Below are 9,499 nucleotides of genomic sequence, written 5' to 3'. Positions count from 1 at the left end.
CGGGCACCGCGCTCGTCATCGGCACGACCGGCCTGACCCCGCAGCACCAGTCGCTGATCGACGCGGCGGCTGCCGACATCGCGATCCTCCAGACCGGCAACACCTCGCTCGGCGTCACGCTGCTCGGCATCCTGGTACGCGAGGCCGCGGCGCGGCTCGGCCCCGACTGGGACGTCGAGATCGTCGAGATGCATCACCGGCACAAGGTCGACGCGCCGTCGGGCACCGCGCTGCTGCTCGGCGAGGCCGCCGCGCGCGGGCGCGATTCGACGCTTGCAGAACTGCGCGTCGACAGCCGCGCCGGGCTGGTCGGCGCACGCAGCGAGGGGACGATCGGTTTCGCGTCGCTGCGCGGCGGGTCGGTGATCGGCGACCACAGCGTGATCTTCGCGGGCGAAGGCGAGCGGATCGAGCTCAACCACCGCGGCGACGATCGCAGCATCTTCGCACGCGGTGCGGTGCGCGCGGCGCTCTGGCTCGCCGACCAGCCCGCCGGCCGCTACCGGATGGGCGACGTGCTGGGGCTGTGAGCCAGTGAAGAAGGCCGACGTCGTCGACTTCTATGCGCGGCTCGCCGAGGCCGATCCGCATCCCGAGACCGAGCTCGAATTCGTCAATCCCTACACGCTCGTCGTCGCGGTCGCCTTGTCCGCACAGGCGACCGACATCGGCGTCAACAAGGCGACGCGCGCGCTGTTCCGCATCGCCGACACGCCGCAGGCGATGCTCGCGCTCGGGCTCGACGCGCTGAAGGAGCACATCAAGACGATCGGCCTGTACAACACCAAGGCCAAGAACGTCATCGCGCTGTCGCAGATGCTCGTCGACGAGCATGACGGCGTCGTCCCGAACGACCGCGCCGCGCTCGAACGCCTGCCCGGCGTCGGCCGCAAGACCGCCAATGTCGTGCTCAACGTCGCGTTCGGCGCGGAGACCTTCGCGGTCGACACGCACATCTTCCGCGTCGGCAACCGCACCGGCCTCGCGCGCGGCAAGACCCCGCTCGCGGTCGAGCTGAAGCTCGACGCGGCCACCCCCCAGCCCTTCCGCCTCCACGCGCATCACTGGCTGATCCTGCACGGCCGCTATGTCTGCAAAGCGCGCACCCCCGAATGCTGGCGCTGCCTCGTCGCGGACCTGTGCGCGTTCAAGCCCAAGACCCCGCCGCCCAAGGTCGCCGCCAAGATCGGCGCGGCCAAGAAAATGGCTGGCGCACCCGACTAGGCTTTGCTACGCGCACGCCTCAGGCACCCGTAGCTCAGCTGGATAGAGCGCTGCCCTCCGAAGGCAGAGGCCACTGGTTCGAATCCAGTCGGGTGCACCAATTCCGTTCCGCCATGTACGCCGACTGCGCTTAGCCGACCGCCTCCACCCGGTACCGCAAATTGACCGCCCCGGCGGCCAGTTGTTCGCATCCGAGCAGTGACAGCCTCACCTTGCCCTTCAGGCCGTCGCCCGCCGCGACGATCCGCTCCGCATCGGTGCCGCCGTCGAGTGCGGGTGCGATGACGAGGTTGAGTTCGTCGACCAGACCGGCAGCGAGGAACGAGCCGTTGATGCCGGCGCCGCCTTCGAGCAGCAATGTTTCGATGCCGAGTTCGCGGCGCAACGTTGTGAGCGCACCGGCGAGGTCGATCTCGTCGCTGTCCGACACGAGGTAGGACACGCCATTGGCGGCGAGCTCCGCGAGATGGGCGTCGCTTACACTGCGTCCGAGCAGCACGACGACAGGGTCGCCGCCGATGTCGGGCCCGGCGAAGCGGATCTTGCCGGCGCGATCGAGCGTGATCGCGAAGGACGTGGCATCGCGCGCCTGGAACAGCGACGGTCGCGCGGGCGCGTCCGCCGTCGTCGACGCACGCGGCTCTCCCTTCGCCATCTCCGCCATGGTGACGCGTCCGACGATCCAGCCATCGGCGTCGAGGCGCTCGTGCAACGACTCATAGGCGCGTGTCCACGCCTTGGCGGTGCCATCCGGGCTGTCGGTGTAGCGGCTGGGATGCAGGCCACCATCGACCGAGGCGGTCATGAGGCAGATGATGCGGGGGCGGTCGCTCATGGTGGGATACTCGCGGGTGCAGATCGGGGATGAACGCCGCTCGGCATCCGCGGTTTCCGCGGTATCGGGCCGGATGACCGCGCCGATGGAACGGTCCGCGCCGCGGTTCGTCGAGCAGAGACCAGCCCGCCGGCGACCCCGACCCACCGACAAGGATCCGATCATGAGCAACGGTGAAACCTCCCGCCGCAGCATCCTGGGCAGTGCCGCCATCGGCCTTGCGGCGGCGGCCGCGCCGGGCATGGCGCGGGTGCAATCGACCGGGGCCTCCGCCACCGGGCCCGCCCCCAGCCTGCGCGACCCGCGCAATGCGTACACCCGCACCCCCTTTCCCGAGCAGCGCCAGGCTTGGCCCGCGCTCGCAAGCAAGATGACCCCCCGCCCCGATCATGGCGAGCAGAGCTATCGCGGCAGCGGCAAGCTGGTCGGTCGCAAGGCGCTGCTCACGGGTGGCGACAGCGGGATCGGGCGCGCCGCCGCGATCGCCTTTGCGCGCGAGGGCGCGGACGTCGCGATCAACTATTATCCCAGCGAGGAGCCGGACGCGCGCGAGGTCGCCGACCTGATCCGGCAGGCGGGTCGCAAGGCGGTGCTGCTGCCCGCCGACATCCGCACGCAAAAGGCGTGCGAGGACACGGTCAAAAAAGCGATCGCGCAGCTCGGCGGTCTCGATATCCTGGTCAACAACGCCGCCTATCAGCAGTCCAAGGCGGACATCATGGAGATCAGCGACGAACAGTTCGTGCGCACCTACGAGACCAACGTGTTCCACGTCTTCCGCTTTTCGAAGGCTGCGATCCCCGCGATGCCGCCGGGTTCGGTGATCATCAACACGATCTCGCAGAACGCCTATGATCCGAATGACGACCTGATCGATTATGCCTCGACCAAGGCGGCGATCCAGAATCTGACGCGCGGCATGGCCAAGCAGCTCGCCAAGAAGGGCATCCGCGTCAACGCCGTGTCGCCCGGCCCGATCTGGACACCGCTTCAGGTCGCGGGCGGGCAGCTGCCGGGCAAGATGCACGAATTCGGCCAGGACACGCCGCTCGGCCGCGCGGGGCAGCCGTCGGAACTCGCGATATTGTTCGTCGCGCTGGCATCCGGCGAGGCAAGCTATTCGACCGGGACCGCGGTCGGCGCGCATGGCGGTGCGGGCTTCCCCTGATCCCGGCCCGCGCCCGCGCCGCCAAGCGCCATGGACATCGACCGCAGCGCATCCTGCCGCGCTAACCAACTGTAAACACACTGCCGCTAGGGTTCCTTTGATCCTCCGGGACGGATGTCCGTGGATGAGGAAAAGAGGACTGCCGTGGGCATCAGAGCAACCGTCCGCGCAGGGGCACTCGCGATCGCGCTGGCGTCCGCGCTGACCGCTACCGCTGCCGCCGCGCAGGTCCGCGTCGCGATCGGCGGACAAATCCAGGATGTCCCGGCGAACACCGTGCGCACCGTCACCACGATCAACGGTCGTACCCGCATCGTCGACACCGCCTGGCGCGGCGGCGCGGCGACGCCGGGCATGGCGGTGATCACCACGACCGAGACGACCGACGAGGACGACGAGGGGCACATATTGTCGCGCACCGTCGTCACCTGCATCGAGCCGCAGCGGACGATGGTCGCCGCGGTGAGCTATGCGCCGCCACCCGCCCCCCGCATCGAGATCGACCCCGCCGACCTCGACGAGCCGGTCACCTTCGGACAGCCGCATGTCCTGCGGATCAATCGCGATCCCTGGGGCGGGCATTTCGTCGCGGCGATGATGGTCAACGGCGTCCGCATTCGCGCGATCGTCGACACCGGCGCGGCCTATACCATCCTATCGGCGGAAGACGCGCGCGCGACAGGGGCCGACCGTGCCGTGCAGCGCGAGGAAACGGCGATCGGCATCGGCGGCTATACCCGGCTCGGCGTCGCGCGTGTCGCCTCGGTCGAGATCGGCGGGCAGAGTCTGGGCCGGATGGCGATGCGCATCGGCCAGCGCGGCATGCCCTATACGCTGCTCGGCCAGCCCGAGATCGCGCGGCTGGGACGCGTCACGATCGAGGACGGGGTGATGACGATCACGCCGCGCGCGCTGACGACGCAGCTCGCGATGCGCTGAGTCCCGGGCCACGCGCTGGCTCCGGCAGTTACGAAGCGTCGACCGTCCGGCTCCCGGTCACACCGTGCAGGTCCGGACCGCCTGGGCGAGCGCCGTCAGGGGATCGCCGACCGGCACGAATTCATGCGCGAAATAACCCTGGAATTTGAGATCGGCGACGCTGCGCGCCACTGCCCGCCAGTCGACCTCCTGCGTGCCGTCGAGATTATGCCGCCCGGGAACCCCGCCGGTATGGAAATGACCGATCCACTCGATATTCTTGCGGATCGTGTCGATCAGGTCGCCTTCCATGATCTGCATATGGTAGATGTCGTAGAGCAGCTTCACGCGGGGTGAGGCGACTTCCTTGGCGACCCGCACACCCCAGGCGGTGTGGTCGGCCATGTAATCGGGGTGGTCGACCTTGCTGTTGAGCAGCTCGACGCAGATCGTCACATCATGATCCTCGGCGATCCGCTTGAGACGGTTCAGCCCTGCGACGGCATTGTCGGCGCCCTCCGCGTCGGACAGGCCGCGGCGATTGCCCGAAAAGGCGATCACATTGGGGACGCCTGCCTTTGCGGCCTGCGGGATACCGATGCGGAACGCCCGTTCGATCGCCGCGTGGTTTTCCCGCCGGTTCAGGCCATTGGGGATGGTCATGATGTCGGCGGCATAGCCCATGGTGCAACGCAGTCCGTGCCGGCGCGGCACCGCATATTCGGCGGGCTGAAGCAGGTCGATGCCGTCCAGCCCGATCCGCGCCGCGGCGGCGCACAGCGCGTCGAGCGGCATGTCCTGATAGCACCAGCGGCTGACGGACTGCTTCAGCCGGCCACGCCGCGCGGGCGCTGCGGCGATCGCCGAGGTCGCGCACAAGGCGAGAGAAGAAGCGATGACGGTGCGCCGAGTAATCATGCCCGCACACTAGGCCAGACGGCCCTGCCGGCAAGCGGTATTGCACCCCGACGCCACACGCCGCGAATGGCGTGCGACCAAGCCCTTGATCACGGGAAGATTTCGTGGTGGTCGGGTACAAAGCGAACCTCGCTTGTCAGGGACCGGGGGCGCATGATGGAGATGCCGGCGATGCCCGACGATTATGCACGCGGACGGCGGGACGGGCTTCGTCTCGCACTTTCGATCCTGGCGGCCGAGGAGACCAAATGGGAGGCGCTGCTCGGTGAGAGTTCCTCCTGGCGGACGAACGCGACGCGCGCGATCCGGCACAAGGCCTATCAGGTCGCGACCAAACGCGTGCAGACCGCGCTCAACCGCCTGTTGCCCAAGGCGGAAACCGCGTTGCCGGCCGAGATCGCATCGATGATTGATCAGGCCGGATTATAGGGGAATCGTATCAGCGGCGGTTGGCGTTGAACGCAGCCTTCTCGGCCTCGGTGGCGCGGCGCGGCGCGGCTTCGAGCTGGGGCAGGCGCAAAGGCGGGCGTGACGGGTCGCGACGGGTGGTCGTGGCATCGGTGCTTACCGTCCGGCGCGGGGTGGGCGTCGGGGCGGCCGTGGGCGGTGCGGATGGCGGGGCATCCTGCAGTGCATAGGCCTTGGCTTCGACGGCCGCGAGACGGCCCTTGAGCAGGTCGATCTCGACCGTCTCGGGCGTGGTCTGCATCTCCGCGAGCGATTTTTCGAGCGCCTCGATGCGCTTTTCGGCAATCGAGAGGCGGACGGACTCTTCGGTGCGGGCGATATCCTGCGCGACTCGTTGCGTCTCGGTGCGCCTGAAATCGGCATCACGCCGCGCCGTCGGGTCGCGGCTGTCCGTATCAGCGCCCCCGCGCGCCCAGCGTGGCGGATCGCACGCCGACAATGCCAGGGGCAGTGCGAGCGACGGGACGATCAGGGCGCAGCATCGGACGATACGGGTCATGTCCCAGCCCTACACGTCGCAGCGTTGAAACGTCTATCGCCCGATACCGGGCGACAGAGGTTGCGGGGGCGGCGCGACCGCCGCCCCCGCGCTTAACTCAGTTGCTGTCCGAGTTGTCGTCGTCATTTTCCTTGTCGATGACAAGGTAGGTGACGCCCGCGAGCATGCCGACGCCGATGACGAGCGGCGCGATGCTGTCCGCTGCGATCTTGCTCGAGCGCTTGGTGGCGGTGCCGGTGCGAACCGACGACGCGACCGACAGCGACTTTGCAGCGTTGCCGGTGACAGGTGCTGCGCTCGCCGCGACGGGGAGGGCAGTCATGGCAAGCGCGGCTGCGCCAAGGATCAATGTCTTCATAAAATTCGCTTTCTCGAAAATGAGCCCGGTTGGGAACCACCGCCCTAACGATTGCGCCAGCAAAGCGTTCCTAATTCAGATCAACGATGCAGGCGGGTCTTCACGGCCCCGCATGTCTGTCGCAACGGCGGCGCGCAGTCGGTCGCGGCCCGGCTGGGTGGTTGATTCCGGTCGTCCCGTCACCATTTTTCAGCCTGAATTCTTCTGTATCGACGACGATACGTCACCCGAAAATGGTATGATCATGGCAACCGCATTCGTCACGCCCGACCCCCTTGCTGCGACCCTGTCGCGGGCCTCGGCCGCGCTCGCACGCCCCAAGGCGGCGCAGGCGGGTCGCGAGGATATCGCGATGATCAAGGCCGCGGCGTCGCTGACGCGCGACCTGCATGCGGCGCGCCCGATCGTCTACTGGACCGACCTGATCGCGTCGGCGGGTCTCGGCTATGCGGGCATGGCGGTGGCGATCGTCGCGACGCCGCTTTGGGCCAAGCTGCTCGGCGCGGTCGTCGCGGTGCTCGCCTTGTACCGGGCGCTCAGCTTCATCCACGAACTGTCGCACATGAAGCCGAACGCCGTGCGTGGCTTCACGGCGGGGTGGAATATCCTGTTCGGCGTACCGGTGATGATGCCGTCGCTGATGTATGAGGGCGTCCATACGCTGCATCACGCCAAGACGCGCTACGGCACGAACCGCGATCCCGAATATATGCCGCTCGCCCGCGGGCCGGCGGCGACGCTCGCGATCTTCGTGCTGGTGTCGGCGCTGCTGCCGATCGGCCTGATCCTGCGCTACGGCGTACTTGCGCCGCTGTCGCTGCTGTCGCCCAAGCTGCGCGAGATCGTCGTCACGCGCTATTCTGCGCTCGCGATCAACCCGCAGTTTCGCCGCAAGCCGCCCGAGGGCGCCGCGCTGCGCAGCTGGCGGATCTGGGAGACCGCGGCGAGCGTCTGGGCGATCAGCTTCGTCGTGCTGACCGCAACCGGCGTGTTCCCGCTTGCCGCCTCGCTCACCTTCCTCGCGATCGTCTCGGCGATCGCGGTGCTCAACCAGGTCCGCACGCTGGTCGCGCATCTGTGGGAGAATGAGGGCGATGCGATGAGCATCACCGACCAGTATCTCGACAGCGTCAACGTACCGCCGCCGGGCCTGCTTGCCGAGATCTGGGCGCCGGTCGGCCTGCGCTATCACGCGCTGCACCATCTGCTGCCGGGGCTGCCCTATCACGCGCTGCCCGAGGCGCATCGCCGCCTGACGGGCGAGCTTGGTGACGGGTCCTCCTATCACCACGCCAATTACTCGACGCTGTCGGGGCTGATCGTCAATCTGGTCAAGGCCTGCCGCAAGGCGGTGCGCGGCTGATCACGCCGGTATCGCTGCGCCGAGCATCACGGTAAGCCCCCGCCCGGGCAGCACCCTGCCCGCGGCGGAGGCTCTACGTGTTACCCAAACTCTACCATCAGTGGATCGACTGGGTCGGCGACGGCACCGGCCTTCCCGACACCATCCTGCATATCCATGCGGGCATGGCGCTGCTGATGATCGCACGGCTGATCACGCGGCGTTCGTTCGGCACCTTCATCCCCTGGACCGTGGTCGCGGCGGGCGAGGCGTTCAACGAGATCATGGACCGGCTGAATTACGGGTCGTGGCGCTGGGACGACACGCTGGTCGATGTCGCGAACACGATGTTCTGGCCGACGGTGATTTGCCTCGGCGTCCGCCTGCGGCCCATCATCGCGCGGCGCGGCTAGCGCCGGACGCCCTGCCGTCGCCCCCTCTTCTCGTTCGTCCCGAGTAGCTGCTGAGCGAAGCCGAAGCGGCGTATCGAAGGACAGGTTGGCGGATGAAACCTGTGCTTCGATACGAGCCCTCGATACGCCCCTTCGGGGCTACTCGATCTCTACTCAGCACGAACGGGAGAGCGGACCTCAGGCGGCCTTGGCGAGGTCGATATAGCGCTGGAGGTGATGGTCCTCGTCGCCGAGCTGGTGGTCGATCATCACCAGCCGCTTGGCATAATGCGACACCGCATATTCCCAGGTCATGCCGATCCCGCCGTGGAGCTGGATCGATTCCTCCGCGACCAGCGCGCCCGTCCGGCCGATCGTGTATTTCGCCGCCGCCAGCGCCCGCGCGCGCGCAGTCGCGTCGTCGCCGTCGAACGCCGCCGCCGCGTTGATCACGGCGGACTGCGCCTGTTCGATCTCGAGCAGCACGGTCGCCATGCGGTGCTGGAGCGCCTGGAACTTGCCGATCGGCACGCCGAACTGCTTGCGGTCGCGCAGATAGCCGAGCGTCGCCTCCTTGACGAACGCCATCGCACCGAGCGCCTCGGCGGACAGCGCGAGCAGCCCCGCCTCGATCGCCGCGTCGACGACCGCACGCCCCTGCCCGTCCGTGCCGATCCGGGCGTCCGGGCCGAGCGCGACGCCGTCGAACGTCACCTCGCCCGCGCCGCCACCCTCGACGACGCTGTAGCGGCGGACCGACACCCCGGCGGCGTCGGCGGGGACGAGCAGGACGAGCGGATCGCCCGGCTGTTCGACGCTAACGACGAAGACCGACGCGGCGCCTGCCTGGTGCACGACCGCCTTGGTGCCGCTGAGCGTCCAGCCGTCGCCATCGCGCGTCGCGGTCACGGGCGCTTGTGCATCCTCGTGCGCGAAGGCTGCGATCGTCTCGCCCGAGACGATTCTTCCTAGCACCTCGTCGTGCCCGCCCGCCGCGGCGAGCGCGCGGCCGGCCATCAGCGCGCCGAGAAACGGCACGACCACCAGCGCCCGGCCGAGCGCCTCGAACACCACCATGATGTCGAACCCGCTGCCACCGAATCCACCCGCGGCCTCGTCGAACAGCGCAGAGACGATGCCGAGTTCGGTCAGCTGCTGCCAGACGGCGGGGTCATAGCCCGCCTCGCCATAGGCACCCGCGTTGCGCGTCTCGATCGGATAGCCGTCGCGGAGTGCCCGGACGAGCGTGTCGGCCAGCATCCGGCGGTCATCGCTATGCTCGAAGTTCATATGCTCAGAGACCCAATATGGCTTTGGAGATGATGTTCTTCTGGATCTCGTTGGATCCGCCGAAGATCGACAGCTTGCGGTTGTTGA

The 9,499-nt window shown here is 68.0% G+C and carries 12 protein-coding genes and 1 tRNA gene; 8 read left to right on the top strand and 5 right to left on the bottom strand.

The features are described from left to right. The 3 genes from dapB to sphsw_RS17285 all read left to right on the top strand — a co-directional run. Positions 1–530 (top strand): 4-hydroxy-tetrahydrodipicolinate reductase (dapB, locus tag sphsw_RS17295; RefSeq protein WP_031441706.1); only part of this gene is annotated, 530 nt, incomplete at its 5' end. A 4-nt stretch (positions 531–534) separates the two neighbouring features. After that, a complete protein-coding gene (gene nth / locus sphsw_RS17290; RefSeq protein WP_031441705.1) occupies positions 535–1,224 on the top strand; it encodes an endonuclease III in 690 nt (229 codons plus the stop codon). A gap of 23 nt (positions 1,225–1,247) precedes the next feature. After that, positions 1,248–1,324: transfer RNA gene (locus sphsw_RS17285), tRNA-Arg, on the top strand. A 30-nt stretch (positions 1,325–1,354) separates the two neighbouring features. Here the strand turns inward: sphsw_RS17285 and sphsw_RS17280 are convergent. Then, on the bottom strand, positions 1,355–2,059 hold the full coding sequence (locus tag sphsw_RS17280; RefSeq protein WP_031441704.1) for a RibD family protein: 705 nt from the start codon (positions 2,057–2,059) through the stop codon (positions 1,355–1,357). 163 nt (positions 2,060–2,222) lie between these two features. On the opposite strand from sphsw_RS17280, the gene sphsw_RS17275 reads away from it, so the two are divergent. Both sphsw_RS17275 and sphsw_RS17270 read left to right on the top strand, forming a co-directional pair. After that, positions 2,223–3,227, top strand: coding sequence for an SDR family oxidoreductase (locus sphsw_RS17275; RefSeq protein ID WP_031441703.1), 1,005 nt, complete (start codon positions 2,223–2,225; stop codon positions 3,225–3,227). Between the two features lie 144 nt (positions 3,228–3,371). Next, entirely contained in the window at positions 3,372–4,166 is a 795-nt protein-coding gene (locus tag sphsw_RS17270; protein WP_031441702.1) for a retropepsin-like aspartic protease family protein, read from the top strand. Between the two features lie 57 nt (positions 4,167–4,223). On the opposite strand, the gene sphsw_RS17265 is transcribed toward sphsw_RS17270, so the two are convergent. Next, positions 4,224–5,063 (bottom strand): hydroxypyruvate isomerase family protein, encoded by an 840-nt coding sequence (locus sphsw_RS17265; protein ID WP_031441701.1) that lies wholly within the window; start codon positions 5,061–5,063, stop codon positions 4,224–4,226. 153 nt (positions 5,064–5,216) lie between these two features. Here sphsw_RS17265 and sphsw_RS17260 point away from each other — a divergent pair, with 153 nt between their 5' ends. After that, positions 5,217–5,492, top strand: coding sequence for a hypothetical protein (locus sphsw_RS17260; protein WP_235188453.1), 276 nt, complete (start codon positions 5,217–5,219; stop codon positions 5,490–5,492). A gap of 10 nt (positions 5,493–5,502) precedes the next feature. Here the strand turns inward: sphsw_RS17260 and sphsw_RS17255 are convergent, their stop codons facing one another. Next, the gene (locus tag sphsw_RS17255; RefSeq protein ID WP_031441699.1) at positions 5,503–6,030 is read right to left on the bottom strand and encodes a hypothetical protein; all 528 of its coding nucleotides are present in this window, start codon (positions 6,028–6,030) and stop codon (positions 5,503–5,505) included. Between the two features lie 97 nt (positions 6,031–6,127). Next, positions 6,128–6,388 carry a hypothetical protein gene (locus sphsw_RS17250; protein ID WP_031441698.1) on the bottom strand — a complete coding sequence of 87 codons (261 nt, stop codon included), beginning with the start codon at positions 6,386–6,388 and terminating at the stop codon, positions 6,128–6,130. A 244-nt stretch (positions 6,389–6,632) separates the two neighbouring features. Between sphsw_RS17250 and sphsw_RS17245 the strand changes: the two genes are divergently transcribed. Both sphsw_RS17245 and sphsw_RS17240 read left to right on the top strand, forming a co-directional pair. Then, positions 6,633–7,751, top strand: a complete 1,119-nt coding sequence (locus sphsw_RS17245) for a fatty acid desaturase family protein (protein WP_031441697.1) — start codon at positions 6,633–6,635, stop codon at positions 7,749–7,751. A gap of 77 nt (positions 7,752–7,828) precedes the next feature. Next, positions 7,829–8,143, top strand: a complete 315-nt coding sequence (locus tag sphsw_RS17240) for a hypothetical protein (RefSeq protein ID WP_031393859.1) — start codon at positions 7,829–7,831, stop codon at positions 8,141–8,143. A 177-nt stretch (positions 8,144–8,320) separates the two neighbouring features. On the opposite strand, the gene sphsw_RS17235 is transcribed toward sphsw_RS17240, so the two are convergent. Further along, the gene (locus sphsw_RS17235) at positions 8,321–9,412 is read right to left on the bottom strand and encodes an acyl-CoA dehydrogenase family protein (protein ID WP_031441696.1); all 1,092 of its coding nucleotides are present in this window, start codon (positions 9,410–9,412) and stop codon (positions 8,321–8,323) included. Between the last annotated feature and the right edge of the window lie 87 nt (positions 9,413–9,499).

The organism is Sphingomonas sp. FUKUSWIS1 (assembly GCF_000733135.1).
Taxonomy (GTDB): domain Bacteria; phylum Pseudomonadota; class Alphaproteobacteria; order Sphingomonadales; family Sphingomonadaceae; genus Sphingomonas; species Sphingomonas aerolata.
Note: the sequence above shows the minus strand (reverse complement) of the source record. Positions and strands in the feature narration are given on the sequence as shown.